At 72.9% G+C, this 25,731-nt stretch carries 21 protein-coding genes; 5 read left to right on the top strand and 16 right to left on the bottom strand.

The window, feature by feature from the left end:
• Window positions 1–15: 15 nt before the first annotated feature.
• The 6 genes from KO717_RS31235 to KO717_RS31210 all read right to left on the bottom strand — a co-directional run bounded on the left by KO717_RS31235 (window position 16) and on the right by KO717_RS31210 (window position 6,761).
• Window positions 16–1,035, bottom strand: a complete 1,020-nt coding sequence (locus KO717_RS31235; protein WP_301372797.1) for a serine/threonine-protein kinase — start codon at window positions 1,033–1,035, stop codon at window positions 16–18.
• A gap of 196 nt (window positions 1,036–1,231) precedes the next feature.
• Window positions 1,232–1,795, bottom strand: a complete 564-nt coding sequence (locus KO717_RS31230) for a hypothetical protein (RefSeq protein ID WP_301372796.1) — start codon at window positions 1,793–1,795, stop codon at window positions 1,232–1,234.
• 170 nt (window positions 1,796–1,965) lie between these two features.
• The gene (locus tag KO717_RS31225) at window positions 1,966–2,439 is read right to left on the bottom strand and encodes a hypothetical protein (protein WP_301372795.1); all 474 of its coding nucleotides are present in this window, start codon (window positions 2,437–2,439) and stop codon (window positions 1,966–1,968) included.
• Between the two features lie 110 nt (window positions 2,440–2,549).
• Window positions 2,550–3,152, bottom strand: a complete 603-nt coding sequence (locus KO717_RS31220) for a hypothetical protein (protein WP_301372794.1) — start codon at window positions 3,150–3,152, stop codon at window positions 2,550–2,552.
• 475 nt (window positions 3,153–3,627) lie between these two features.
• Window positions 3,628–4,302, bottom strand: a complete 675-nt coding sequence (locus KO717_RS31215) for a hypothetical protein (RefSeq protein WP_301372793.1) — start codon at window positions 4,300–4,302, stop codon at window positions 3,628–3,630.
• Between the two features lie 143 nt (window positions 4,303–4,445).
• Window positions 4,446–6,761 carry a WD40 repeat domain-containing protein gene (locus KO717_RS31210; RefSeq protein WP_301372792.1) on the bottom strand — a complete coding sequence of 772 codons (2,316 nt, stop codon included), beginning with the start codon at window positions 6,759–6,761 and terminating at the stop codon, window positions 4,446–4,448.
• Window positions 6,762–7,015: 254 nt separating this feature from the next.
• Here KO717_RS31210 and KO717_RS31205 point away from each other — a divergent pair, with 254 nt between their 5' ends.
• The 3 genes from KO717_RS31205 (at window position 7,016) to KO717_RS31195 (ending at window position 11,479) form a co-directional block, all read left to right on the top strand.
• Complete coding sequence (locus tag KO717_RS31205) at window positions 7,016–7,141, top strand: class III lanthipeptide (RefSeq protein WP_199810350.1); 126 nt, start codon at window positions 7,016–7,018, stop codon at window positions 7,139–7,141.
• Between the two features lie 85 nt (window positions 7,142–7,226).
• Entirely contained in the window at window positions 7,227–9,914 is a 2,688-nt protein-coding gene (lanKC, locus tag KO717_RS31200) for a class III lanthionine synthetase LanKC (protein ID WP_301372791.1), read from the top strand.
• Entirely contained in the window at window positions 9,911–11,479 is a 1,569-nt protein-coding gene (locus tag KO717_RS31195; RefSeq protein ID WP_301372789.1) for an ATP-binding cassette domain-containing protein, read from the top strand. Before lanKC ends, KO717_RS31195 begins: the two co-directional genes overlap by 4 nt.
• 226 nt (window positions 11,480–11,705) lie before the next feature.
• Here KO717_RS31195 and KO717_RS31190 read toward each other — a convergent pair whose 3' ends face one another.
• The 4 genes from KO717_RS31190 to KO717_RS31175 all read right to left on the bottom strand — a co-directional run bounded on the left by KO717_RS31190 (window position 11,706) and on the right by KO717_RS31175 (window position 18,410).
• Window positions 11,706–14,660, bottom strand: a complete 2,955-nt coding sequence (locus KO717_RS31190; RefSeq protein ID WP_301372787.1) for a helix-turn-helix transcriptional regulator — start codon at window positions 14,658–14,660, stop codon at window positions 11,706–11,708.
• 107 nt (window positions 14,661–14,767) lie between these two features.
• Complete coding sequence (locus KO717_RS31185) at window positions 14,768–15,442, bottom strand: response regulator (protein WP_301372785.1); 675 nt, start codon at window positions 15,440–15,442, stop codon at window positions 14,768–14,770.
• On the bottom strand, window positions 15,430–16,614 hold the full coding sequence (locus tag KO717_RS31180; protein WP_301372783.1) for a sensor histidine kinase: 1,185 nt from the start codon (window positions 16,612–16,614) through the stop codon (window positions 15,430–15,432). The genes KO717_RS31185 and KO717_RS31180 overlap by 13 nt, the downstream gene beginning before the upstream one ends.
• Window positions 16,615–16,832: 218 nt before the next feature.
• Window positions 16,833–18,410 (bottom strand): molybdopterin-dependent oxidoreductase, encoded by a 1,578-nt coding sequence (locus tag KO717_RS31175; RefSeq protein ID WP_301372781.1) that lies wholly within the window; start codon window positions 18,408–18,410, stop codon window positions 16,833–16,835.
• Window positions 18,411–18,527: 117 nt separating this feature from the next.
• Here KO717_RS31175 and KO717_RS31170 point away from each other — a divergent pair, with 117 nt between their 5' ends.
• A complete protein-coding gene (locus KO717_RS31170) occupies window positions 18,528–19,412 on the top strand; it encodes a GNAT family N-acetyltransferase (RefSeq protein WP_301372779.1) in 885 nt (294 codons plus the stop codon).
• A gap of 97 nt (window positions 19,413–19,509) precedes the next feature.
• Here KO717_RS31170 and KO717_RS31165 read toward each other — a convergent pair whose 3' ends face one another.
• Window positions 19,510–19,902: a RidA family protein gene (locus KO717_RS31165; RefSeq protein ID WP_301372777.1), complete on the bottom strand. Its 393-nt coding sequence runs from the start codon at window positions 19,900–19,902 to the stop codon at window positions 19,510–19,512.
• A gap of 159 nt (window positions 19,903–20,061) precedes the next feature.
• Here KO717_RS31165 and KO717_RS31160 point away from each other — a divergent pair, with 159 nt between their 5' ends.
• Window positions 20,062–20,865, top strand: coding sequence for a DUF6234 family protein (locus KO717_RS31160; protein ID WP_301372775.1), 804 nt, complete (start codon window positions 20,062–20,064; stop codon window positions 20,863–20,865).
• Between the two features lie 42 nt (window positions 20,866–20,907).
• Here the strand turns inward: KO717_RS31160 and KO717_RS31155 are convergent, their stop codons facing one another.
• Genes KO717_RS31155 through KO717_RS31135 form a run of 5 tightly spaced genes read right to left on the bottom strand, consistent with a single transcriptional unit; the run spans window position 20,908 to window position 25,730 of the window.
• The gene (locus KO717_RS31155; protein ID WP_301372773.1) at window positions 20,908–21,567 is read right to left on the bottom strand and encodes an alpha/beta fold hydrolase; all 660 of its coding nucleotides are present in this window, start codon (window positions 21,565–21,567) and stop codon (window positions 20,908–20,910) included.
• A complete protein-coding gene (locus KO717_RS31150; RefSeq protein WP_301372772.1) occupies window positions 21,564–22,418 on the bottom strand; it encodes a DUF1295 domain-containing protein in 855 nt (284 codons plus the stop codon). Before KO717_RS31150 ends, KO717_RS31155 begins: the two co-directional genes overlap by 4 nt.
• Window positions 22,415–23,737 (bottom strand): class I SAM-dependent methyltransferase, encoded by a 1,323-nt coding sequence (locus KO717_RS31145; protein ID WP_437184600.1) that lies wholly within the window; start codon window positions 23,735–23,737, stop codon window positions 22,415–22,417. Before KO717_RS31145 ends, KO717_RS31150 begins: the two co-directional genes overlap by 4 nt.
• Window positions 23,734–24,498 (bottom strand): DUF1365 domain-containing protein, encoded by a 765-nt coding sequence (locus KO717_RS31140; RefSeq protein ID WP_301372771.1) that lies wholly within the window; start codon window positions 24,496–24,498, stop codon window positions 23,734–23,736. Before KO717_RS31140 ends, KO717_RS31145 begins: the two co-directional genes overlap by 4 nt.
• On the bottom strand, window positions 24,495–25,730 hold the full coding sequence (locus tag KO717_RS31135) for an NAD(P)/FAD-dependent oxidoreductase (RefSeq protein ID WP_301372769.1): 1,236 nt from the start codon (window positions 25,728–25,730) through the stop codon (window positions 24,495–24,497). Before KO717_RS31135 ends, KO717_RS31140 begins: the two co-directional genes overlap by 4 nt.
• Window position 25,731 lies beyond the last annotated feature (1 nt).

Raw genomic sequence — 25,731 nt, 5'->3', positions numbered from 1 at the left:
GACGGGCGAGGCGGCCTACAGGCCGCCACCGGGCAGGCCGTAGAAGACCGGCCGGGCCCAGACCGGGGGCTCCCGCGGGGGCGCGGAGTCCCCCGGGACCCCGGGGGGACGGGAATCCTCCCGCGCCGGCGGATCGGCCTGACGGCCGGTGCCGCCTCCCGTGGCGACGCGCAGGGCGGCCACGAATTCGAGGCAGGACCCGTAACGGTCCTCGGGGAGCTTCGACAGAGCCTTGGTCAGTACGTCGGCGGCGGCGGGAGCGATTCCCGGCCGCCGTTCCGTCAGTGGGGGCGGGGGGTCGTACTGGTGCGCCCACAGCAGCGCCGCGTCCTCCTCGCGCTGGAACGGCGGCCCGCCGGCGAGGGTTTCGTAGACGACGCACGCCAGGCTGTAGAGATCGCACCTGCCGTCCACCGGCCTGCCGGAGATCTGTTCCGGCGCCATGTAGTCGAGCGTGCCGACGAACTCTCCGTCCGTGGTGAACCCGGTCAGCGCCAGCGCCTTCTTCGTCAGCCCGAAGTCCGTGAGGTAGATGTGCTCGGGGTGCTCGCTGTCGGTGCCCGCGGCGACCAGGATGTTGCCGGGCTTGACGTCCCGGTGCACGAGATCGTGGTCATGGGCCGCGTCGAGCGCCGATGCCACCTGGGCGGCGATGCGCAGGGCGGTCGCCACGGGCAGCGGGCCCTCGCGGTCCAGCAGCGCGCGCAGGTCCAGGCCGGAGACGTAGCGCATGGCGATGTAGAGGACGCCGTCGGTCTCACCGGCTTCGAAGATGGGCACGATGTGCGGGTGGTCGATCGACGCGGCCACCCGCGATTCGTGTGTGAAGCGGCGCCGGAAGGTCTCGTCGCGGGCGCGTTCGGGGGCGATCAGCTTGAGTGCGACCGTACGGTCCAGCCGCAGGTCCTTCGCGCAGTAGACGACGGCCATGCCACCGCGGCCGATCATGCGCTCCACCCGGTAGCCCGCGATCTGCTTGCCGATGAGGCCCGAGGCGCGGCCCGCGTACACGCTGAGGTTGGACACCTCGCTCATCGGACGCCCCCCTCACCCGGCCGGGTGACGCCGCCGGACGCGGCAGGCCGCTCTTCCATACCTGGAAGTCTATCGAGCGGCCCCTCCTCGCGCCGCCCCGTCGAGCGGCACGGGCGGGACGGGCGCGCACACGGAAACGCACCGTGGCCGGTCCCCGAAGGGAACCGGCCACGGTGCGCGCCGCGATCCATGGCGGTCAGTCGTCGTCGCTGCCGCCGGCGCCGCCGTTACCGCCGAAGCCACCGGTGGTCCCGCAGCCGAAGCCGATGCAGAGGCCGCCGTCCCCGCCGTTACCGCCCTTGCCGCCGTCACCGCCGGGCAGCGCGACCCCGCCGTTGCCGCCGTTGCCTCCGTTGGCGCTGCCGTTGCAGGTCCCGGCGCAGATTCCGCCCTTGCCGCCGTTCGTACCGTTGCCGCCCGGCACGCCAGTGGTGCCGTTGCCGCCGTTGGCACTTCCGTTGCACAGCCCGGCGCAGATCCCGCCCTTGCCGCCCTTGGTGCCGTTCACCGATCCTTCGCAGTTGCCCGCACAGACCCGGTCGCCGACCCGGACGCTGCCCTTGTCCACCTTGACTCCGCCGAGCACCGCGCGGCCGTCGAACCGGCCGCCTCCCGGACGCGCGTCGCCGCTGCCGAACGCGGAGACCGTCTGGGCGGACGGCGCCGGGGCCGCCGTGGCGACCGGTGCCATCGCACCCGCGCCGATCAGGGTCGCCGAAATGATGAGGCCGAGCCGAAACTTCGTGGATCGCGTACGCATGGAACTCTCCCTTTCCTGGAAATTGCTTTCCGTGACGCGGTTACGGTGTTCCGCTTTCCGGATTTACCGCTTTCCCGCGTTCCCGGCGAATGGGCCGATTCATGTCCGGCCGTTCGTTCCCCGAGGTTTCGCCGGCGTCCCGGCCCGCTGCGGGCCGGGACGCCGGGGCCTCATGAGCTGACGTCGTCCGCCATCAGGGCGAACCAGTCGCCGTCGACGTAGTACTTCTTCCAGGTGTCGATCTGCTCGTCCGAGATCTTGTACTTCTCGGCGATCTTCTTCGTGGTCTCGTCCGGGTCGTCGGCCGCCAGCACGATGAGCACGATGCGCACCTTGTCGACCACCGTCAGATCAGCCTTCGGCTTGTCGGGCAGGTCCTTGAACGTGAAGCAGCCGACCCCGCCGGGCTGACCGGGCTCACCCGGCTGACCGGGCTCGCCGCCCCGGCCGCCCTTGCCGCCCTCTCCGCCCTTGCCGCCGGCGCCGAATCCGACGCAGTGTTCGGGCTTGTCGGCCGGGGCCGAGGCGCTGATGTTCGTGGGGGTGTGGGACTGCGACGCCTGCGCGGCGCACGCCGTACCGGTGACGAGGGCCAGAGAGGCCGTGACCAGGATGATCGGACGCTGCCAGGACTTCGTGAACATGAGGGGTTTCTCCGTTTCGGCACATACCGACGAGGGGGTGGAGCTGTGGGAGGTGGGGGGTGGAGGCCCGAAGGCCTCCACCCTGTTGAGCCGGGTACTGCGGTGTGCGGTCAGAAGAGGCTGCCGCCACCGGCGCCGCCGTTGCCGCCGGCGCCACCGATCAGGCCACCGAGGCCGCCGTCTCCGGCCTTGCCGCCGTTGCCTCCGTTGAAGAAGCTGAAGCCGCCGTTGCCGCCGTTGCCGCCCTTGCCGCCCTTGAGGAAGCCGTCGCCGCCCCCGCCGCCGCCACCGGCGTTGCCGCCCTGGAGGACGCCGAAGCCGCCGTCGCCACCGTTACCACCGGCGCCACCGATGCGGCCTTCGCCGCCACCGCCGCCACCGCCGCCGGCGCCGCCGAGCAGGAAGCCGTCTCCACCGGTACCGCCGTTACCGCCCTTGCCGCCGGTGCCCAGGACACTGCCGCCACCGGAGCCACCGGCACCACCGGCGCCACCGACGAGACCGCCGGTACCGCCCTTGCCACCGTCACCTCCGGCGCCCCCACCGTTCGGGAGGGCCGTAGCGACGTGGGTGGCCACCGGAGCGGCCGAGGCCATGGACGCCGGAAGCACAACTCCTCCTGTGACCACAGCGGCCGCGGCGACCAGAGTGGCGACGCGGAAACCGCGACGGGTGGGACGGACAACGTTGCTGGTGTGCATCTTGCGGTTCATGACTTTCTCCTACAGTTTCAAGAGGGGTATTTGACGTGCCCGGATTTCCGGGACGCTGCGGTGATGTCGACAAAAGAAGAGGTATTCCGTTTCTTTCGTCTGCCTCGTTTTGTTTCCGGTGAGGCCCGCACCACAAGTAAGCCCCGGGGGCCACATCCGGGTCATGTTCCGGAAACTCGGGACTTGACACCCTCATGAACGTCGGCTAAAAGCCCCCTCAGCGGGGCGGCGGAGTCGGTGACCGCAGCCGGTCCTCCAGGGCGCGGACGCGGGCCGGGTTGTTCACGGCCTGGGCGAGCCCGAGGGCGGGGGCGGCCGGGGGCGGCCGGGGGCGCCGCAGGTCAGCCGCAGCTACAGAGCGACGGACTCTGTCGTCGTCAGGGCTCGTACCGGACGGCGGAGGGCCGCCCCCGAACCGGGTGCGGCCCTTGCCGTCCCGGCCCCGCCCCGGGGAGCGGGGCGGGGCCGGGGTCGTTCAGCGGGACTGTACGAATGTGTGGCCCTGGTGGCCCTCAGCAGTGCAGGAGCGCTTCTCCGCGGCCGTCATCTTGCGGCTCTTGACCACCACCGCGTTGCTCTTGCCGTCCGTGCCGTTCTTGGCCGGGCTGGTGATCGTGTCCTGGAAGAACCAGTAGTAGTGGCTCCACTTAGGGCTGTCGTAGTGGGTCTGCCAGGTACCGGAGACCTTCTGCATCACCTGGGCGCGCGAGATCCATCCGACCTCGCCCGGCTTCACCGTCATGTTGAGCGAGCTGCTCTCCGAATGGCTGCTCGACCAACTATGGCTGTAACTCGCGGTTACGCTCAGGTCGACGATGCCCGCTATCTTGCCGCCCGCCGTGACGGAGACGCCCAGCGAGTCGGTGGAGCCCACCGTGTCGTCCCAGGTCATCGACTGGGTGGCGTCCGACGTACTGCAGTTGAACAGCGAGTTCGACACCTGGCGGAACGCACCCAGGTACGCCTCCCCGAGCTGGGGCGAGTTGAAGGTGCACTTGCCTTCGCCCGAGGCGCAGTCCGCCATGAGCTGCTGCCTGGTCGGCTGGTCGGCGGCGGATGCCGGAAGGGTGGTCGCCGCAGCGACGGCGCAGGCCGCGACCGCCATGGTCAACGCGCGTGCCGCGTAACGCCTGACGCGGTGTGTGGTCATCGTGGTGCCTCTCACGGTACTGGGGGGATCGGTGAACCGCCGTAGGCCGGGGGCGAATTCACTCACCCCCGCCCGCACGGCCGATCACCGCCTCTTGCTGCTGAGATTCTCCCGACCTACCGGAGGGGTGCGATCCGATTGAGTCAACCTGCCGTCGGGCGCAGCACCGTGACCTCCGGGCCGAAGGCGACCACGAGCCGTCCGCCCGGCGCGGCCCCGAGCGCGGCCGCCGGGAGCGGCAGCGCGTACTCGGTCCCCGCTTCCCGCCCCGTGCCGAGGTCCCAGAACCGCACGGCCTGGCCCTGGCCGATGGCCATCACCGGGCGGGCGCCCCCGACGGTGACGACCATGGGCCCGTTCGGCTCCGTGTGGCCGGTCAGGGGTTCGCCGGTCTCCCGCATCGTGGCCAGGTCCCACAGGCGCACCGTCTTGTCCCGGCTCCTGCTGACCGCGACGGGCCTGCCGTCGACGAGCGTGGTGGCCACCGATGTCACCCAGTCGGTGTGGCCGGTCAGGGGTTCGCCGATCTGCCGGCCGGTGGTGAGGTCCCACAGCCGTACGGTCTTGTCCCAGCTTCCGGTGACAGCGACGGGCCGCCCCGCCAGTTCCGCCGTCGCGACGGCGGTCACCCTGCTGGTGTGGCCGGTGAGCGGTTCGCCGACGAGGCGGCGGGTGGCGAGGTCCCAGATCGCCGCGGTGCGGTCGGCGCCGGCCGTGACCACGACCGGCCGGCCGTCCAGGGTCGCGCCGGCCAGGGCCAGCACCCGGCCGTGGTGGCTGGTGACGGGCTCGCCGAGGTGTTCCCCGCTCACCGGATCCAGCAGGTGCAGAGTGTCACCGGCGCCCGCGGTCACGACCACCGGCCGGCCGTCCACCACCGACGCGACCATGGCGGTCACCTCGCCCTCCAGGCCTGTCACGGGCGCCGTGACCGGCTCGCCGGTGATCAGGTCCCAGAGGTGCAGGGTGCGGTCGGCGGCTGCCGTGACGACCACCGGGCTCCCGTCGAGAACGGCCGTGGTGATCGCCGAGACCGTTCCGGTGTGGCCGGTGCGACCGGCGCGGGCCGGACCGTCGCCGTCGGCGCGGGCGTCGGCATCGGCGTGGGCGTGGGTGAGGTCCCAGGTCCGGAGCGTGTGGTCGTCGCTCGCCGTGACGGCCACGGGCCGCCCGTCCACGACGGCGGTGGCCACGTCCCAGACCTTGCCGGTGTGGCCGGTCAGCGGCGGGCCCACGGGCTTTCCGGTGGCGCGGTCCCGTACCACCACCGTGTCGTCCTGCTCCACGGTGAGCAGGACCGGATCGCCGCCGGCGGAAGGGCCGGTCCCACGGCCGGAGAGCCGGCGCCAGAGGTCCGCCTCCTGCTCCGGGCCGGGCGGGAAGGCAGGCGCCGTGCCGCTCGCGCCGACGGCATCGATCACCCGCATGCCGTTCACGCGCGGCCGGTCGTCCGCCAGGTCCCAGATGCGCAGGGTGCCGTCCGCTTCGGCGGTGAGGGCGACGGTACGTCCGTCCAGTACTGCGGTCTCCCGCGCCCGGGTCCGTACCAGGGCTCCGTTCTGGCGGGCGAGGCCCAGGGGACCGATGAAGCGCGGCTCCTCGCCGTCGAGTCCGACGGCGACGGCACGTCCGTGCACCACCGTCAGGGCCGTCACCCCGGGCCGGTCCTCGCCGCCGGACAGGGCCGCCGCGGCCGAGGGGGTCTCCACCGGCTCGCCGGTGGCCAGGTCCCACAGCAGCTGCTCCTCCTGATCCGGCTCCCCGGCGGTGACGGCGAGCACGCGTCCGTCGAGGGCGACGGTCCGCACCACCTCCAGCGACCGGGCCAGCTGACCGCCGGTTCCCAGGTCCCACACGCGCACCGTCCGGTCCACGTCGGTGTCGTCGACGGTGAGGACGACTCGGCGGCCGTCCAGCATCGCGATGCCGGCCGCCGACGGGAAGGCAGCGACGCGGCGGCCGGTGAGCAGGTCCCCCACGTACAGGGTCCCGTCGGCCCCGAGGGTGAGGAGGACCCGGCGCCCGTCCAGGACGGCGCTCTCCACGAGCCCGACGAACTCCCCGGCCGCCCGGCCGGTGGACAGGTCCCACACCAGGACCGCGTCGTCGCCGTGCAGGCTGAAGGCCACGGGCCTGCCGTCGGCGACCGCCGTGGCCACGGAGAGCACCTCGGCCGTCATCGAGGACACCGGGTCGGTGCGGCCGGTGACCGGTTCGTGGAGCTGTTCGCCCGTCGCGAGGTCCCAGACGCGCACGGTGTTGTCCCGGCTGCCGGAGACCGCGACCGGCCTGCCGTCGACGGTCGCCGTGGCCACCGCCCGCACCGGGCCGCTGTGGCCGACGAGGGGGCGCAGCCGCCGCTGGTCCGGTACGGGGCCGTCGGCCCACTGCACGGTCCACCGCGGATCGTCGAGCGGGGCATTCACGTCTTCGGGCGCACCCGTGGAGGTCTCAGACATACCCCCGAGGCTAGACACCGCCTCTGACATCGCCCTTCTTTACCACACCGGGTGCCGCCGGCCAGAGCGTGCGGACCACCACCATTCCGCCCCGTGCCGGGCGGCATTCCGGTGGGGGGTGCGGGCGCAGATTATGCGGGGCCACCGCCCATGTGCGGGCGGAACGGATGGCGTTGAGTCGGACCTGCCGATCGGCCGGCCAGGAATCCACATCAGCGCGAACCGCGCACCCGACCTTCGAGGAGGTGATCCGGATGAGCGTCCTCAAGCTTCAGAACATGGAGGCCCGCGTCACGCCCAGTGCTGCCGCCACCATCAGCCTGACGAGCAGCAGCAGCGACTGCTGCAAGGCTCCGCGCGAGCCGCAGAACCCGAACTGACCTGCCGGGTCCGTGCGTGGGCTCGGCGCGCCCCCGCACGGACCCACCGTTCCCGACGGCCGCCCGGACGATCACAGAGGCTGACATGCGCAACGAACGCTGGGTCTACCGCTTCCTCTTCGCGTGGAACGACACACTGTTCTTCGACCCGCTCGACGTCTTCTACGAGCCGAGCGCGGACCACTTCCTCGCCGCGTTCGACGAGCGGGTGAGGGACCGATTCGTACGCAGCGGTATCTGGTGGAGCTTCCGGCACAACGAGGACCTGCCGGCGCAGGGTTGGAAGATCCACGTCTCGTCGGGCCACCGCCACGTTCGCGAGGTCGCCTCTTCGGTGATCGCCCACCTGACGGAACGCGAGATCGATTTCAAGATCGCTCTCGATCTCAACGTCTTCGAGATGCTCAACTCCAAGGCCATCTCCCGGGGCAGCGGCGGCAAGCTCGTCACCGTCTACCCGCGCGACGACGCCGAGTTCCGCACGTGCCTGGCGGACCTCGCCCGCCTCCTGAAGGGCGTCGAGGGTGCCTACGTCCTGTCGGACCTGCGGTACCAGGACAACAAGGCCCTCTACTTCCGCTACGGCCAGTTCCTCGACACCCACACCGTCGACGTGCTCGGCCGCAGGCTGCCGCAGATCCTCGGACCGGACGGACCCGTCCCCGACGACCGGCGCCCGGGCCACGCACACCCCTCCTGGGTGCCCTGGCCGTTCGACGACTGGCGGCCCGCCGACGAGGACGAGGGGGACGACGGCCTGCTCGGGGGCCGCTTCCGGGTGACCGGCGCGATCCAGTTCTCCAACAGCGGAGGCGTGTACACGGCCGAGGACACCGCGGACGGCGACCGGCCGGTGCTGCTCAAGGAGGCCCGCCCCCACACCAACATCAACCCGCGGCAGGACCACGACGCCGTGGACATCCTGGGCCGCGAGTGGATGTTCCTGAACCGGCTGGCCGACGCGGGCCCGTACCCGGCGCCGATCGCGAAGTTCCGGCACTGGGAACACCACTACATCGCCGAGGAGTTCGTCGACAGCTCCGACATCCGCTCGGTGCTGCTGGAGCGCAACCCGCTGGCGCGGCCGGGGTTCGGCATCGAGCGGTCCCGGGAGTACCTGCGGATCTTCCTCGCCGTCTTCCGCGGGCTGGCCCGCGCCATCCAGGCCGCCCACGACCGCGGTGTGATCCTCACCGACTTCACCGCCGCGAACCTGCTCATCGACCCGGACACCTACGAGGTGACCATCGTCGACCTGGAGGCCTGCCGGCTGGCCGAGAGCGGTGACACCGCCCTGGCGAAGCCGGTCGAGCTCTACACCCCGGGGTTCAGCCTCTCCCGCAACCGCTTCAAGGCGTACGGGCCGGAGGGCGACCGGTACGCCCTCGCGTCGACCATGGCGTACTTCATCTTCCCGATCGCCGCCATGTCGTACCTGCGCGAGGACGTCCTCGATCTGTACCGGATCTTCATCACCGAGGGACTGGGCTGGCCGGAGCGGGTGCACCGGCTGATCACCGACCTGGCCGGGGACCGGATCGACCTCACCGGCCTGCTGAAGGCCCTGGAGGACGAGGCCGGCCTGCTCGACGCGGTCGAGGCCCTGCCGTCGCGCCCGGTCGTCGAGGAACGGCTCGCCCTGGCGGAGGCGGAGGCCGGGGTGGCCGCGTTCGTCGAAGCGAGCGCCGACTCCGGCCGCGACACGCTCTTCCCCGTCGACCCCTTCGCCCACGTCACCAACCCGCTGAGCCTGGGCTTCGGAGCGAGCGGAGTCCTGTGGGCGCTGCACGCCAGCGGTGTCCCGGTCCGGCCCGAATGGCGTGCCTGGCTGGGCCGCAGGCTGGCGGACATCGATCCGGACCGCTACCCGGACGGTCTCATGAACGGCCTGTCCGGCATCGCCTGGGCGGCCGACTCCCTCGGGCTCGGAGCGCCGGCCAGGGAGCTGCTGACCCGGGCCAACGAGCGGGCGGCGGAGAAGGGCGACCACACCTTCTACTACGGCCTCTCCGGCATCGGCATGACGAACCTGCGCTTCTTCCTGCGCGGCCACGACCCCCGCGACCTCGCCGCGGCGCAGGAGTGCGCGCAGGCGCTGTACGAGACGGCGCAGAGGGACGGCGGGCAGGCCCACTGGCTCAACGGGTTCACCGCGAAGGAGCCGCTGACCGGCCTGGGCTTCGGGCAGGCCGGCGTCGCGATGTTCCTGCTGCGCATGCACCAGATCACCGGCGAGGCGCGCTGCCTGCGGCTCGGACGGGAGGCGCTCGCCTGGGAGATGGCCCACGCCAAGCCCATCGACGACGACGGCGGCCCGCTCATGTTCGAGCACGAGGGGACGATGGAGCCCTACGTCGAGGTCGGCTCCGCGGGCGTGCTGAAGGTGCTGCTGCGCTACGGGGACACGGACGCGGCCCGGACCGTCCTGCGCGGGCTCGACGTCCGGTACTCGGTGATGCCCGGCTACGCCTATGGCATGGCCGGGGTCGCCGACGCGCTGCTGGACGCGGCCGAGTTCACCGGCGACCGGTCGTACCGCGACACGGCGCTGCGCCAGCTCGACTTCATCCGGAAGGTCTTCCTCTTCGAGCCCGCGGAACGTTTCGGGCTGCACCGCGCCGAGGGGCGGCCGCCCCTGCTGGCTCTGCCCGGTGAGGGACTGCTGCGCTGCTCCACCGACTATCTGACCGGCTCGGCGGGCCTGCTGCGGGTCCTCCACCGGGTGAACCGGGGAGGCCCGGCCGACTTCCTGCTGGACGAGGTCGGGCGGTGAGGCAGCTCTGGCGCACGCTGCGGGGGCACCGGGCCCCCTTCGCGGTGATCCTCGTCGCCGAGGCCGCCACGAGCGGGCTGGAGGCGCTCGTGCACCCGCTGCTGCTCAAGGCCCTGTTCGACGAGGCGATCCTCACCGCGGACCTGCGGCGCTTCCTTTTCCTCGGCCTCGCCTACCTCGCGCTCGGGCTGACCCTCAACCTCACGGGGTACTGGATCGCCTGCCGGCGCAAGCGGTTCGAGAACGCGTTCACGCTGGTGCTGGAGACGGAGCTGCTGGCCCGCGCCCTCGGCCTGGACGGCCGGAAGATGTCGCGGGCGGGCAACGCCTCGTACGTCAGCCGCATCCACAACGACGTGTCCCAGGGGGTGCTGCCCGCCGTCGACGTGTCCCTGCGCATCGCACGGCAGGCGGTCGCCTCGGTCGTCTTCCTCGGAGTGCTGCTGTACCTGTCCTGGCAGGCCAGCCTCGTGCTGCTGGTGATCGTGCCGCCGCTGGTGTTCGTGAGCAACCGGCTCGGCCGGCGGATCGAGGAGAACACCGGTCCCGAACGCGAGGCGGAGGCCCGGTACGTCAACACGCTGACCCGGACCCTGGAGGCCTTCCCCGCCCTGCGCGGTCTGCCGTCGCTGCTGCCGGGGACGCGCCGCGCGAACCAGGACGCGCTGCGCGGCTTCCTCGGCATCACCTTCGTCAACTTCCGTCTGGGGCAGCGCCAGCGGACCCTCAGCGACCTGGTGATGAACCTGTCGGACACCGCTTCGATGATCGTCGGGGCCTTCTTCGTCTTCTCCGGCCGGATGTCGTTCGGCAGCTTCCTCGCCTTCGTCAACTCGCTGTGGCGGGCGGTGACCGGGATGTTCGACCTCGTCAACATGATTCCGCAGGCCCGCCGGAGCACGGCCGTCCTCGAACGGATCGAGTCCCTGCGGGAGGCCCGGGAGGCCCCGTACCACGACGAGGGAGCCCTGGTACGGGTCCGCGGAGCCCTTGTCGTGTACGGCGGCGCCGGCGGGGACGGGGCCGGGGCGAGCGGGGCGGCCGGGGCGGCCGGGGTCTCGTTCGACGCCTTCGAGCTGCGCGCCGGCGAGCACGTGCTGCTGCGCGGCCCCAACGGCTGCGGGAAGACCACGCTGCTGCACATCATCTCCGGGACGCTCGCCCCCGACACCGGGTCGGTCACCCTGCCGCCCCGGGTGGCGAGTCTGACCGCTCCGGTGAACCTGCCCCCGCTGCCGGTGCGCGACCTCGTCCCCGACGAGCGGCTGCGCGCCGCGCTGGACCTGGACGTGTCCGCCGACCAGCTGCCCTCGGAGCTGTCCTCGGGCCAGCGGCAGCGCGTCGGGGTCGCCGCGCTCCTGTGCGAGGAGGCGGACGTCTACCTCGCCGACGAACCGTTCGCGAACCTCGACGACCACGGCAGGGAGCTGGTGTTCCGGCTGCTGCGCGAGCGGACCGCCGGACGCGCGCTGCTCGTCGTGCACCACGGGGACGAGGACCTCGACGGCCGCTTCGACCGCGTGGTGACCCTGACGGCCGGACACCCGCTGGCCCGCCTGTCCTGAAGACCTGGGTCGTCTCTTTCGGATCTTGCCGGGCGCGGGTCAGGCAAGATCCGGAAGGGACGGCCTAGGGGGTGTCTTGTCGATCAGGCCGGATCAGGGAGCGGGGCCTGGTGCCGTGGATCGCAAGGCGGACGAGGGAGGCGACGCGGAGCGTCGCCGACCGAGGACAACGCGGCGAGGCGCGGCACCAGGCTCCGCGAGCCCGGCATGATCGGCAAGACACCCCCTAGGCCACCAGGTCGCGGGTGGCGGTGGCGAAGGCCGTCCGGTTCGGGTGGCCGGTCTTCTGCAGGAGGCTCGCCACGTGTTTCTCGACGGTGCGCAGCGAGATGTGCAGCCGGCCGGCGATGTCCTTGTTGCTGATGCGTTCGGCGACCAGCCGGGCCACCTCGAACTCGCGGACGGTGATTCCGCACCGGCGCAGGTCCGGCGGCACCCGCTCGGTGCCTGTGCGGCGTTGCCGGACCGACGCTCCCATCCCGCGCAGCAGGGCCCGGCTGGCTCCGGCGACCGCCTGGAGTCCGGCGTCGTGGAAGTACTCCTCCGCCTCGCGCAGCCACTCGACCGGCGTGCCCCAGCCGTCGTCGTACGCGGACTGCGCGACGAGGCGCAGACACAGCCTGCGTGCCATGGGGAAGGGTTCGGCCGCTTCGAGTGCCTTGCCCGCGGCGGCCGTCGCCTCGTCGGGGCGGCCCTCGCGGCCGAGCAGCACGGCGTGCGCCAGGCCGGTGAACTGGTGGTTCCAGCGGGTGGCGCCGGCGCTCGCCAGCGTGACCTCGGCGTGGTGGCGCCGGCCCATGCGGCCGGCCAGTACGCCGAGGAGCAGGATGATGCCGTGCTTGCCGAACTCGCCCATCGCGGGATTCTCCGCGTCGTAGGCGAGGGCCTGCGCGAACTCCTGCCCGGCGGCCTCGTGCCGCTCCTCCAGCAGCGAGCAGAACGCCCGCGCCAGCCCGTACGACATCGCGCGTACGCCGGGCGCCGCGTCCAGCAGCGGGGCCAGTCGCTCCAGGGCTCCGTGCATCTCGGCCCGGCGGCCCTGGTGGGCGTACCGTACGGCCTCGGCGAGCCGCAGCAGGGCCAGGGGGCGGCCCAGTCCGAGGCGTGAGGCATCGGCGGCGGCCTCCCGGATCCGGTCCCGGGCCTCGTCGAACCGGCCGTGCTGGATCCGGTCCAGCGCGAGGACGAAGCCGGTCTCGTGGGCCAGAGGCAGCAGGCCCATGCCCAGGGCCTCCTGCCGGGCCTGTTCGATCCGGGTGGGCCCACCGTCGTGGCTCGCGGCGACGATGGCCAGGTGCACGTCGGCGGCCGTGCGCGGGACGGGGAGCCGGCGGGCGAGGGCGATGGCGCGCGCCCGCCGGAAGTGGGCCGCGGCCGTCGGCTCGTCCTGTTCCCGGGCCAGCTGCCCGAGCAGCAGCAGGGCCCTGCAGGCCACGTCGGGCAGGTCGACGCGCTGGGCGGCTTCCAGGGCCCGGTGGGCGTACCGGGTGGCGGTGCGCAGCCGGTCGGGGGCGAGCCGGCTCAGTTCCACGTGCACGGCGGAGAGGTCCACGAGGGCGGCGTACTGGTCGGCCGGGTGGCTTCCGAGCAGTGCGCGGGCGATGTCGAGGTGCCACAGGGCTTCCGCGGGGCGGCCCGTCAGGGTGGCGATGTCGCTGAGCCGGGCGTGGAGTCCGGCGCGGCGCTGGGCGGGGATGCCGTGTTCGCCGCCGTCGCCGCCGAGGGTGGACAGGACGGCCGCGGGCGCGGGCAGGCGGTCGAACCGCGCCGAGCGGGCGACGGCGTCCAGCAGCCGCTCCAGCACCGTGGCGTGCAGTTCGGGCGGGGTACCCGGTTCGACGAGCCGGTGGGCCCGGGTGAGCAGCTCGACCGCCCGGTCCACCGCGCCCTCGCCCGCCGCCCGCCCGGCCGCCTCGGAGTACAGGCGGATGGCCTCGGGGGTGTCGCCGGCGTGCTCGTGCAGCTGGGCGGCGTGCTCGCACCAGGTTCCCGGCAGCCCGGGGTGGAGATCGGTGAGGGCGCGCGCGGCCCGCCGTACGTATCCGGCCCGCTCCCCCGGTCCGAGGTCGTCCCGCAGGGCCTCGGCCGCCAGGGGGTAGCGGAAGGTGTACCACTGGGCGCCCGGTCCGTCCGGCGTGATCAGGTACGAGGCGACCGCGGCGCGCAGGGCCGCGGACAGCTCGGCGTGGTCGCGGCCGATGGCGCGCTCCAGGACGGGCAGTGCGAAGCGCCGGCCGAACAGGGCCGCCATGCCGAGGAGTTCCACTGCGAGCGGGCCGAGCCGCCCGGCCTGGCGCCTGACGTTGTCCGCGACGGTGGGCGGGACGGACGGTGTCCCGGGGTCGCGGCGGACGGGGCGGCCGGTGAGGTCGTGGACGAGTTCCTTGACGACGAAGGGGATTCCGGCGCTGCTGTCGACCGCGCGGTGGACGAGGTCGGGGCAGACCTCGGCCGGGGGGACGCGCAGCTCGGCGGCGATGAGCAGGTGCACGTCGGGGCGGCTGAGGGGGGCGAGGTCGAGCACTGCGGCGGCTCCGCGCTGGCGGGCCCGCGTGGCGAGTTCGGTCGCCGCGACGGGTGCGCATCCGGTGACGAGGAGGAGTACGGCCGGCTGGTGCCCGATGTTGTCGAGGAGGTACTCGACGACCGCGAGTGTTCCGGCGTCGGCGTCGTGCAGGTCGTCGAGGACGAGCAGGCAGCCCTGCCGTTCCCCGACGACGGTGAGCAGGCGCAGCATGGTTTCGGCGACCACGAGGTGCGGGGCGGCGTCGGCGTCCGTGTTCCGGGCGCCGGTCAGCAGCCGGGCCATGACCGGCCCGTAGCGGCCGAGTTCCTCGGGGTCGGGCAGCAGGCCGGCCCGGGACAGCAGGAGCAGCGCCTCGACCAGCGGCCGGTAGGGGACGGGGGTGCCGACCGCGCTGGCCCTCCCCCGTACCGTGACCATGTTCGTCTCGGCGGCCATGGCGAGTGCCTCGGTGGCGATCCGGGTCTTGCCGACCCCGGGCTCGCCGGTGACGAAGAGTGCCGTGCCGCGACCGGACCGGGCGGCCGCCAGCGCGAGCATGATCTGCCCCATCTCGGTTCCGCGGCCGACGAGTTCCCCTCGTCTGGGGTGCGTGCCGCCGCCACCCGGGCCCGCGGCGGTACAGTCCTCCGGCAGCGCCGGCCAGAAGATGGACACCGGCTCGTCCCCTTTCCGGCGGGCCGTCCGAGGCGCCGCCGGGGATGACGATAGGGACGGTGCGTGTGCCCCCTGTAGCCGTCCGTTTGGGGGGCTTGTGCGGTTGGTCAGCCCGCGTCGAGACTGTCCTCCCGTACCCGTCGGGCCAGGTCGAGCTTGGTGTAGGTGGGGCGGCCCGCCTGCTGGTACTTGGCCTTGACCCGGTCCAGGTAGTCCTTGGCAGTGTGGACGGTGATGCCGGCGCGCCGGGCGGCGGATTTCAGGGTCAGTCCGGAGGCGTAGTCGAGGAGGATCTGTCGTTCCCGGGGCGAGAGGCGGGGGCGTGCGGGGCTGTCGTCGTAGGCGCAGGCGAAGGCGAGTTCCGCGGAGAGGGCGCCCTGGCCCGAGGCCAGGTCCTTGATGGCGGCGACCAGGGTGGGCAGGTCGTGGTCCTTGGTCAGGTAGCCGTCGGCGCCGGCCCGGACGGCCTCGATGATCCGGGAGCGGTCGGGCACCGTGCTGATCATCAGGACGCGGCTGCCGGTCCGCAGCAGCCGTCTGATGTTGTCGGCGGGTGCGGAGCCGTCGCGCAGGACGAGATCGAGGAGGACTATGTCGGGCGGGGAGTAGCCCGTCGCCCCGAAGCCGTACGGACGTTGGGCGTCCGGTGCGCCGAGGAGCTCCCCGACTGTGGCGGCGGTCGCCACGAGCCGCAGCTCCGGCACGCCTCCGAGCCAGGCGCGCAGGCCGTCGAGGAGCATCCGGTCGTCGTCGACCACCGAAACGGTGATCACCCGGGCCATCTCAGCTCCACCCGTACGCCCTCGCCGGGGGCGGTGTCCACGGTCGCCCGGCCGCCCACCTCCGCCATCCGGCCGTGGACGGAACCGCGCAGGCCGAGGCCGGGCTCGCACCGCTCGGGGTCGAATCCGGGCCCCCGGTCGACCACGGTGACGACGGCTCCCCCGCGTGCGTCCGGGTCCCTGGTGGCGGTGAGGTAGGCGTGTCCGGTGCCCGCGTGGCGCCGTACGTTGTTCAGGGCCTCGCGGACGGCGTCCCCCAGCGCGGCGGCGACCTCGGGGGGCACCTGCGGCAGGTCGTGGTACTGGGCGGTGACCCGCAGTTGGAGGCTCTCGACGGAGCCGACCGCCTCCTCCAGGGCCGCGCCGATCTCCCGGTGGTGGACCTCCGCTGCGGTCTGCTGGATCAGCCGGCGCAGGTACGCGGCCTCGCGCGCGCAGCGCTGGCGCACCTCGGGGGCGTTGGCGTCGACCGAGCCGGAGGCCAGGGTGGTCAGGGTGGCGAGGACGGTGTCGTGCAGCACGCGGTGGTGTTCCAGCCGCTCGGCGTAGCGCGCCTTGTGGGCCTCGGCGGTCACCGCGCGGGCGTTGGCCTCGTCGAGGAGGCGGCCCTGGCGGAGCAGGTACCAGCGGAAGAGCCAGGTCATCACGGCCGAGGACACGATCGAGTTGAGGTGGCCGAGAACGACGGCGGGGCTCGCGCCGACCGCCTGGTAGCCGATGAAGTGGGTGACGATGAGCAGGGCGATGACGGTGAGGGCGTGGAGCCGTTCGAGGGAGATGGCCGCGACGGCGCTCGCCGACCCGCCGAGCAGCATGGCCCACGCGATCGTGGGCGGCTCGCGCACTCCGCCCCAGGTGCAGAGGGCCAGGGGCAGAAGGCAGCCGGTGACCAGGACGTCCGCCCAGATGTGCCGCCGGTCGAACCAGCCGCGCCGCAGGGCGGCGCCGTAGGTCAGCACGCTCAGTCCGAGGGCGGCGGCGAATCCCGCGTACTGCAGGGGGAGTTCCGACCGGCGCTGGGCGACGGCGAGGGCGCCCACCGTCAGATGGCTCGCCCGGTACAGGAGGGTGGCCACGATCAGGAAGGACTGGGCGCGTTGCAGGCCCGATCCCACCCCGCCCTTCGCCCGTAGTGCCCGTATGCGCCGTACCGGTAAGGACAGCAACGCCAAGACCACACCTTCCCGTACCGATTTGCCCGTGACATCTGCCATTTTGCCCTAGCAGGTGCACGTCAAATAGGCGCGTACCGGCCTGCTCACGGGCTTGGCCGAGGTGGCACCACAGGTCGGCCGGAAAGGTGTTCCCGGCACCCGTCCGGCGCCGGTCGCACGCCGGTCGCACGCCGGAGCCACGCCCCTCGGAGGCCTGTTCCGCGCCGGTCCGGCGGCTATCCGGCCATGACGACGACGGAATGCCGGCCGCTGGCCCCGTCGGGGATGGTCGGGGTGCGGAGTTCCGTCTGGGTCTCGCCGGTCCGGTCGGTGGCGCGGACGGTGAGGGTGTGCGTACCGGACGTGGCCTGCCAGGAGTAGGACCACTGGCGCCAGGTGTCGCGTGTGTCCTCGGTGGCGAGATCGGTCTCCTGCCAGGGTCCGTCGTCGATCTGGATCTCGACGCGGTCGATGCCGCGGTGCTGGGCCCAGGCGACACCGGCCACCGTCACCGTGCCGGTGGCGGGGCGGGCGAAGGGCTTGGGGGTGTCGATGCGCGCCTGGGTCTTGACCGGCGCCCGCGCGGCCCACGCGCGCTTGACCCAGTACGGGTCGTAGGCGTCGAAGGTGGTGAGCTCGATGTCCTCGATCCACTTGCAGGCCGACACGTACCCGTACAGTCCGGGGACGACCATCCGCACGGGAAAGCCGTGGGCGAGCGGGAGCGGCTCGCCGTTCATGCCGACCGCGAGCAGGGCGTCCCGGCCGTCCATGACGTCCTCGACGGGAGCGCCCAGGGTCATGCCGTCGACGGAGCGGGCCACCAGCTGGTCGGCGGGTCCGCCCTGCGACGGGGGCCGTACGCCCGCCTCTGCGAGCAGGTCGCCGAGGTGGGCACCGAGCCACCTGGCGTTGCCCGCGTACGGTCCGCCGACCTCGTTGGAGACGCAGGTCAAGGTGATGTCCCGCTCGATGAGCGGGCGGGCGAGCAGGTCCTCGAAGGAGAGGTTCAGCTCGCGGCGCACACCCTTCCCATGGATCCGCAGCCGCCACGTCCCGGCCGGGACCCTGGGGACGACGAGCGCGGTGTCGACGCGGTAGAAGTCCTTGTTCGGCGTCGTGAAGGGGCTGATCCCCGGTACGCGCAAGGCCGCGCCCGGGGGCAGGTCCGGCGCCGGTGACGCGGGAGCCGGCAGGACCACGGCCGCCCGGGAGGCGATCGCGTCGCCGGAGTGCGACGAGTTCAGGGCCCGGCCGACAGCTCCCGCCCCGCTGCCGAGCGCGGCGGCGGCCCCCGTGAGCAGCAGGAAGCGGCGGCGGCTCCAGCCGGCGCCCTCGCCCGTCGGCCCCGCCGGGGGCGGGGCGGCCACGAGCGGTCCGGTCAGGACGAACAGCACGGCGGCCCCGGCCAGGCCGCCGGCGAGGGACGGCAGGGCGTCGGCGAACCCGTCCGAGTCCGGCCGGTTCAGCGCGGCCACGGCTCCCACCAGGCCGAAGAGGAACACGCCGGCCGCCGCGGTCCGCCGCCTGCGCAGGGCGAGCAGGCCGAGGGCCATCGCCAGGAGGGCCGTCACGGCGAGGATCCCGAGCTGCAGGACGAGTTTGTCGTCGGCCCCGAAGGTGCGGATCGCCCAGTCCTTGACCCCGGCCGGTGTGCGGTCGATGGCCGCTCCCCCGATGGCGGTGACCGGACCGGCCTCGGGCCGGATCCCGGCGGCGGCCAGTTCCGCCAGCGCCAGGGCCGCGTAGCCGGACACCAGCCCGGCCAGCGCGGCCGCCGCTCCCCGCTCGATGACTGCCTTGTCGATGCTCACACCGGTGACTTCGCAGCGCTGCCGCCGCCGGATTGGTCGTTCACCCCCTGGGGGTGTCTCCGGCCGGCCGGCGGAAAAGCCCGACGGGTGGGCGACGGCCCTGCCTAGGCTGGGCGGATGAACGGGATACGGATCGTGGCCGACCGGGCCGACCGGGCCGAGTGGCGGGGCGGGTTCGAGGAGCGGGTGCTGGCCGGGTACCGGGCTGCGGGGTGCTCGGCGCCGCTGGCCCGGGCCCTGCTGGAGCAGGCGGTGGAGGGGATCGACGGCTGGACGGTCGCCACGGACGGCACCGGGTGGATCGCGGTCGGCGTGCGGCAGGACAACGGCGTGACCGTGGGGCGGATCCATGACCTGACGGTGCCGCGGGGGCGCGCGTGGGCCGAGCGGTGGTGCGCCGGGCACGGGGCGCAGCGGGTGGAGGTGCGGCTCACCGGCGGCGCGGGAGAGTTCGCGGACTACCCGGTGCGCAAGCAGATCCGGATGAGCGCCACGGCCGAACGGCCCGTGCTCCCGCCGGGCCTGACGGTGCGCCGGCTCACCGAGGAGGAGTACCCGGCCTGGTACACCGCCGAGGAAGCCGCGTACATCGCGGACATCGTCCGGTCCGGCGCCCTGACCCCGGAGCAGGCGAGGGCGAAGTCGGACCAGGACTTCGCCCGTTACCTCCCGCAGGGATACCTGACCCCGGGCCACGCCTTCTACGTGATGGAGGCCGGCGGCCGGGCGGTCGGCACCGGCTGGGTGAACCACGGCTTCCTTCCGGGCGTCACCTTCGGCTTCTCGCTGGAGGTGTACGAGGACCAGCGCGGCAAGGGCTACGGCCGGGCCGCGATGGCCGTCGGTGCGTGGGCCACCCGGCAGGGCGGCGACGAGGCGATGATGTTCAACGTCTTCGGCGGCAACGACGTCGCGATGAGCCTGTACGACAGCACCGGCTTCGCGGTGCTGGACGAGTACCGCTCGCTCGACCTCCGGTCCGGGCCGATCAGACCGTCTTGAGTGGGGTGCCGAAGTCGCCCGGTCGGCAGAACGATCACAGTGACGCGAACGCGAACGGAAGTCCTGGGCTCCTGGTGCGGTGGTGGCAGAGGCCGCTTCAAGCGAGAACGGCGTCGAGTTCCACTTCGACCAGCCAGGCCGGGTCGATGAAGCGGGACACCTCGACGAACGTGGTCGCAGGCCGGATGGATGCGAACCGTTCGCCATGCGCTCGGGCGGCTTCCTTCCACCGGGTCACGTCGGTGAGCATGATGCGAGTTCGTATGACGTCTTCCAGCGATGCCCCGGCTGCCTCCAGCGCACGCTCGGCGATGTCCAAACATCGCACCGTCTGCGCATATACGTCACCTGGCCCCACGGTGGAGCCGTCATCCCCGATGGGGGCTGTGCCGGCGACGGCTACGTAGTCGCCTCTTCGGACGGCCCGCGAGAACCCGATCTGCGGCTCCAGCGGGGAGCCAGAGCTGACGGTCTGTCGAATTCGTTTCATCAGGTCATGCTCCCAGACGGTGCTCCTTCCGCGGAGCGGCACCAGGCCGTCTCTTCCTGATGTCGCGCGTCAGGCAGGATCCGGGAGAGACGGTCCGGGTGCGGCGCCCTGAGTACGCGTACTCATGTCTGCCCGCCGCCGGCTCGGCATGATGCGGCCATGATCGATTCCCTGACCGAACCCCGATCCCGGCGTGGCCGGCGACCCTGGTCGCGCCGGACGTCCCTCGGCGCAGACCTGGCCATCGGTATTCCCCTCTTACTGCTCGGGGTGGGATGGCTCGTGCTGGACTTCATGTTGGGGCACGGCCTGGAGGTCTGGGCAGCACAGGGGGACCGGGAGCGCATCGACGCGGCGGACCTCGCGCACATCGCGCGGATCCAGCATTACCTCGTGGCCGTGTTCGTGATCGCGGCGCTCGCGCTCGTGTTCCGTGCGCGCTGGACGGCGCTGATGCAATTGCTCGCCGCCACTCTGGCGGGAGCACTGCTGATGCTCGCTCAGCACAGCTGGGACCGTTCCCATCCCAGCCCGGCCGGTGCCGCGTCGGAAGGCACTTCGCGCTATCGCGAGAACAACGGCTTCCGTATCCCCGGTGACATGTCTCCTGCGAGCGCGCAGGACGCGCAGAAGGAAGCCGACCGCATCGAGCCTGTCCTCAAGCGGCTCTGGGACGGTGGGACGTGGGATCCGGCGAGCGTGCGCGCGGCGCTGCTCGAGGTCGGGTTCGAGGAGGAACGGTTCGGGCCGAAGGGTGAGTGGCTCGGCGGAACCCTCAGCGTGCGGGACATGGGCTCGCGCTTCGAGACCGACCACTACGTCACGCCGGAGGGCGCATTGGTCGGCGTCCGTGTCCATGACGACGCCTGCGTCACCGCCTATGTGCAGAAGACCAACTATGTGGTGAAGACCAACGGCCCGTATCCCGAGGGCGGTTGCTTCGAGCCGCCTGCCGGTCACTGACCGGCGGACCGTCGAAGAGCGCGCACCGGGCAGCGACCGGCCTCAGTCCCGGGTGACCAGGCTGGTGACGAGCGCCGCGGTGCGCCGGTGCCAGGCGCCCGCGCCGCGGAGCATCGCGTGGCCGCCCGTGGACATCGGGATGGCGGTGGCGTCGGCGCCCGCGAGCCGGGACCGGCGGACGAACTCCCAGGACCCGGCGGCCGAGGTGACCCGGTCCTCCTCGTCGTGCAGCAGGTAGAGCCGGCGGCCCGCGAGGTGGTCCACCGGTTCGCCCGGCGGACACCAGGGGGCGAGGGCCACCACGCCGTGCACCAGGGGCGCGCCGGCCGCCCGCAGCGCCGCTCGGCCGCCCATCGAATGGCCGACCAGGACCACCGGTACGTCCCCGGCGAGTCCCCGCAGCCGCGCGAGGGCCGCTTCCGCGTCCCGGGCGGCGTCGCAGCGGGCGCCGTTCCAGCCGCGGTGGCGATAGCGCACCTCCGCCACCAGGACGTCACGTCCGCGCGTCGCGCGGACGACGGCGGCCGCGAAGGGCCGCATCCGCAGCGCGGGCAGGTTGACCAGGGGCGGCGGCTCCGGCCCCTCCTCGCGCCCTCCGTGCAGCAGCAGGACCGCGGCCGCCGGTGTCGCGGGGGACGTACGCAGCACGAGGGCGCGGCCCTCGCCGGTGGTCTCCGTGTCCCGCTCGGTCCCGGCGCTCATCCCGCCTCCCGGGATATGCGGCGCGGCGGGCGCGGGAAGAACCCGCTGGTGCGGGCGGCGTAGGCGGCGTAGCCGGGCCGGTCCGCCATGTGCGCCTCCAACAGTCTCTTGCCGCTGCCCCAGATCAGCAGCGCGCTCATCACCAGCGGTGACACCAGTGTGAGTGCCGCAGTCTGCCAGGTCGCGCAGGCCAGCAGATAAAGACCCCACCAGACGAGGAAGTCACCGAAGTAGTTGGGGTGCCGCGTCCAGCTCCACAGACCGCGGTCCATGATCGTTCCGCGGTGCTCGGGGCGTTCCCTGAAGCGGGCCAGCTGGAGGTCTCCGATCGCCTCGAAGAGCAGTCCGGCCGCCCAGAGCAGCAGGCCCGCGGCGGCGAGCGGTCCGAGCGGAACGGGCACGTACGACGCGGCCTGTACGGGCAGCGAGACGAGCCAGACCAGCGCGCCCTGGAGGAGGTAGACCTTGCGCAGGGCGTAGAGCCGGGTGCTGCCCGGCGCCCGGGCGAGCATGCGGGCGTAGCGCGGGTCCTCACCGTGCCCCCGGCCGCGCCGGGCGATGTGCAGGGCCAGGCGCAGTCCCCACACGACGGTCGCCGCGGCGACCGCGAGACGCCGGCCGTCGTCGCCGTACCCGCTCGACAGCAGCCAGCTGGTGAGCGCCACCGCGGCGAAGGCGGCTCCCCAGGCGATGTCGACGATCCGGTGCAGGCCCTTGACTGCTGCCACGGCGAAGGTGACCAGCATGACGGCGAACGCGGCGCCGGCCGCGGCGCCCAGGTTCACGGACAGCGCGCCCCAGTCGACGCCGGTCGACAAGGCCTGGGCCTGGGCCTGGGTCCCGACGGTCATCGGGGCTCCCGTGGCTCGTGCCGGTCGGCGGTGAGCAGGAGTTGGCGTACGTCCAGGTAGCGCGAGCGGAATCCGGCCTCGGAGTAGGCGAGGTAGAGCTCCCACATGCGGTGGAAGGTGCGGTCGAAGCCGAGGGCGGAGACGGAGTCGGCCCGGCGGTCGAACTCCTCGCGCCACAGCCGCAGCGTCTCCGCGTAGTGGTCGCCGAAGCCGTCGTCCGCCACGGTGCTCAGCCCGGCCGCCGCGCTCGCGCGGGCGATCGCCTCACGGGAGGGAATGAGGCCGCCGGGGAAGATGTACTTGCTGATCCAGGTGTGTGTGCGGGCGGTGAGGAGCATGCGCTCGTGCGGCATGGTGATGGCCTGGAGGGCGACGCGGCCGCCGGGGGCGAGGAGCCGGCGCAGGGCGGCGAAGTAGGTGGCCCAGTACTCGGCGCCGACCGCTTCGATCATCTCCACGCTGACGACGGCGTCGAAGGAGCCTTCGACGTGCCGGTAGTCGCGCAGTTCGACGGTGACGCGGTCGCCGAGGCCGGCCGCGGCGATGCGTTCCCGGGCCAGGTCGCGCTGCTCGGCGGAGAGCGTCACGGTCAGCACGTCGGCGCCCCGGGAGGCGGCCCGGATCGCCAGCTCGCCCCACCCGGTGCCGATCTCCAGCAGCCGGGTGCCCGGTCCGACGTCCGCGAGGTCGAGGAGCCGGTCGATCTTGCGGTGCTGGGCGGCGGTGAAGGTGGCGGGTGAGGCGGGGAACGCGGCGAAGACCGCCGAGGAGTAGCTCATGCTCCGGTCGAGGAACAGGGTGAACAGTTCGTTGGACAGGTCGTAGTGACGGTGGATGTTCTCCCGCGCCCCCTCAGGGGTGTTGCGCTGCTGTTCCGGGCGCCCGCGTACCCAGGCTTCGCGCAGTCGGCGCAGCGGCGCCGGCACCAGGTCGTCGACGTGGGTGGCGAGCACGGTCAGTGCGCCCACCAGGTCGTCGCTGTCCCATTCCCCGGCCATGTACGACTCGCCGAAGCCGATCAGGCCGTCCGCGCCGATCCGGCGGTGGAAGGCCTCGGGGTCGTGGAGGGTGAGGGTGGGCAGCGCTCCCGCCTGCCGGGGGACCCGGTAGGCGGGCGGCTCCCCGCCCCCGTGCCGGACCCGCAGCGGAAGCCGGGCGAGGGCCCGGCCGATGATCCGCTCGGCGACGGCGGTACGCAGGGCCGAGGCGCGGGGCGGCCGGGCCACGTCGGGCCAGCGCGCCGGGTCGACGGGTGCGAGCGCGCTCTCGTGGGCCGGGATGAGCGCGCTCTCGTGGGCCGGGATGTACGAGACGGTCACAGGGTGCCTTCCTGCGTGGGACGGACGGGACGGGGGCGGACCGGGAGGCCTCGGAGGAAGAGGCGGATGCCGTGGAAGCGGATGCCGGCGGAGACCCGGGCGGTGGAGAAGGGGTGGCGCAGGGCGGCGCCGAGCAGGGCGCGGGCACCGGCCGGGCGGTGGCGGCCCGTCACGGTCGCGGTGAACGGGCAGGTCCCGTCGTCGTGACGCAGTTGCACGGTCAGGTCGAGCCGGTCGCCGGGGACGGGCAGCCGCATCCGGTAGAAGCCCTCGACCGCGAAGAACGGCGAGACGTAGAAGTCCTTGGGGACGTCGGTCAGTCCGTCGGCGCCGGGGCGCAGCAGGTAGCAGTGGCGCTCGCCGTAGGTGTTGTGGACCTCGGCGACGACGCAGACCGGCGTACCGGCGCGGTCGTGGCACCAGTAGAGGGTCAGCGGGTTGAAGACGTGCCCGAGGACCCGGGCGTGGGCGAGCATCAGGACGCGCCCGTCCGCGTTCTTCACGCCGTGGGCGGCCAGCTGCGCCTCCAGGCCCGCGCGCAGGGTGGGTGCCCGGCCGCCGAAGTGGTCCCGGGGGTCGAACCGGGCCAGCGGGCGCAGCGCCCGGGGTATGCGGGGCGGCTCGTCGATGTCGATGAGCCACAGGTAGGTGCGCTGCTGGAAGGCGTGGCGGACGGGGGTGGTGCGGGCGTGGGCCACCGTGCACTCGTACAGGGCCGGTACGCGGCCCGGGGCGGCCCGCCCCGCGGAGGTTCCGTTCACCACCTCACCCCCAGGGCCTCGGCCGCGGCGACGCCGGAGAGGCAGCCGTCCTCGTGGAAGCCCCAGCCGTGGTAGGCGCCGGCGAAGGCGGTCACCGACGTGTTCAGCCGGGGCAGTTCCTGCTGCGCGGCGACGGACTGCGGGGTGTAGACGGGGTGTTCGTACACCATGCGGGCGATCACGTCGAAGGGGTCGACCCGGCCGCGGGCGTTGAGGGTGACGATGTGCGGCTCGGCGGTGGGCAGCCGCTGGAGCCGGTTCATGTCGTAGCTGACCTGGACGGTCTCGGGCCGGGCCGAGCAGGACGGGAGCCAGTAGTTCCAGGAGGCGCGCGCGTGCGCGGAGCGGGGCAGCAGCGAGGTGTCGCGGTGCAGCACGGTGGGGTTGCGGGAGTACGTGAACGCGCCGAGGACCCGGATCTCGTCCTCGGTCGGATCGGCCAGCAGGCGCAGCGCCTGGTCGGGGTGGACGGCGACGACCACGGCCGCGTACGGGGTCGAGTCGCCGTCCGGGGTGAGCACGCGCGCGTGGTCGGCGGCGCGCACGACGGCCCGGACCGGGGTCGAGGTGCGGACGGAGGTCAGGTGCTTGGCGGCCTTGGCCACGTAGCTCGCCGAACCGCCCGTGACCGTACGCCACTGCGGGGATCCCTTGACGGACAGCAGTCCGTGGTGGGCCAGGAAGCGGAAGAGGTACCGGGCGGGGTACTGGAGGGCGGTGTCCGGTGCGCACGACCAGACGGCCGCGACGAGCGGGATGGCGAAGTGGCCGACGAAATAACGGGAGAAGCCGCGCCGGTCGAGGAACTCCCCCAGGGTCTGCCCGGTGTCGGGGGCGGCGAGCAGCTGCCGGGCGGCCCGGTGGAAGCGCGGGACCTCGGTGAGCATGCGCAGGTGGCGGCCGCGCAGCAGGTTGCCTCCGCCGAGCAGGCCGGCCGCGCCCCGGGCGCCCGCGTACTCCAGGCCGCAGCCGTCGCACCGTACGGACATGCTCATCTCGGATTCCTGGGTGGTGACGCCGAGTTCGCGGAACAGCCGCAGCAGGTGCGGGTAGGTGCGCTCGTTGTGCACGATGAATCCGCTGTCCACGTGGACCGTTCCCGCGTCCTCGGTGGGCAGTTCATGGGTGTGGGCGTGGCCTCCGAGGCGGTCGTCCGCCTCGTACAGCACCACGTCGTACGTGCGTTGCAGGATGTGGGCGGCCGTCAGCCCGGCCACGCCCCCGCCCACCACA

This window comes from Streptomyces xanthophaeus (assembly GCF_030440515.1).
Taxonomy (GTDB): Bacteria; Actinomycetota; Actinomycetes; order Streptomycetales; family Streptomycetaceae; genus Streptomyces; species Streptomyces kutzneri.
This window is presented reverse-complemented; position numbering and strand designations above follow the sequence as displayed.

Coding starts and splice junctions, on each gene's coding strand:
- KO717_RS31235 (WP_301372797.1), bottom strand. CDS start 1,035: ATGAGCGAGGTGTCCAACCTCAGCGTGTACGCGGGCCGCGCCTCGGGC.
- KO717_RS31230 (WP_301372796.1), bottom strand. CDS start 1,795: ATGCGTACGCGATCCACGAAGTTTCGGCTCGGCCTCATCATTTCGGCG.
- KO717_RS31225 (WP_301372795.1), bottom strand. CDS start 2,439: ATGTTCACGAAGTCCTGGCAGCGTCCGATCATCCTGGTCACGGCCTCT.
- KO717_RS31220 (WP_301372794.1), bottom strand. CDS start 3,152: ATGAACCGCAAGATGCACACCAGCAACGTTGTCCGTCCCACCCGTCGC.
- KO717_RS31215 (WP_301372793.1), bottom strand. CDS start 4,302: ATGACCACACACCGCGTCAGGCGTTACGCGGCACGCGCGTTGACCATG.
- KO717_RS31210 (WP_301372792.1), bottom strand. CDS start 6,761: ATGTCTGAGACCTCCACGGGTGCGCCCGAAGACGTGAATGCCCCGCTC.
- KO717_RS31205 (WP_199810350.1), top strand. CDS start 7,016: ATGAGCGTCCTCAAGCTTCAGAACATGGAGGCCCGCGTCACGCCCAGT.
- lanKC (WP_301372791.1), top strand. CDS start 7,227: ATGCGCAACGAACGCTGGGTCTACCGCTTCCTCTTCGCGTGGAACGAC.
- KO717_RS31185 (WP_301372785.1), bottom strand. CDS start 15,442: ATGGCCCGGGTGATCACCGTTTCGGTGGTCGACGACGACCGGATGCTC.
- KO717_RS31170 (WP_301372779.1), top strand. CDS start 18,528: ATGAACGGGATACGGATCGTGGCCGACCGGGCCGACCGGGCCGAGTGG.
- KO717_RS31165 (WP_301372777.1), bottom strand. CDS start 19,902: ATGAAACGAATTCGACAGACCGTCAGCTCTGGCTCCCCGCTGGAGCCG.
- KO717_RS31160 (WP_301372775.1), top strand. CDS start 20,062: ATGATCGATTCCCTGACCGAACCCCGATCCCGGCGTGGCCGGCGACCC.
- KO717_RS31155 (WP_301372773.1), bottom strand. CDS start 21,567: ATGAGCGCCGGGACCGAGCGGGACACGGAGACCACCGGCGAGGGCCGC.
- KO717_RS31150 (WP_301372772.1), bottom strand. CDS start 22,418: ATGACCGTCGGGACCCAGGCCCAGGCCCAGGCCTTGTCGACCGGCGTC.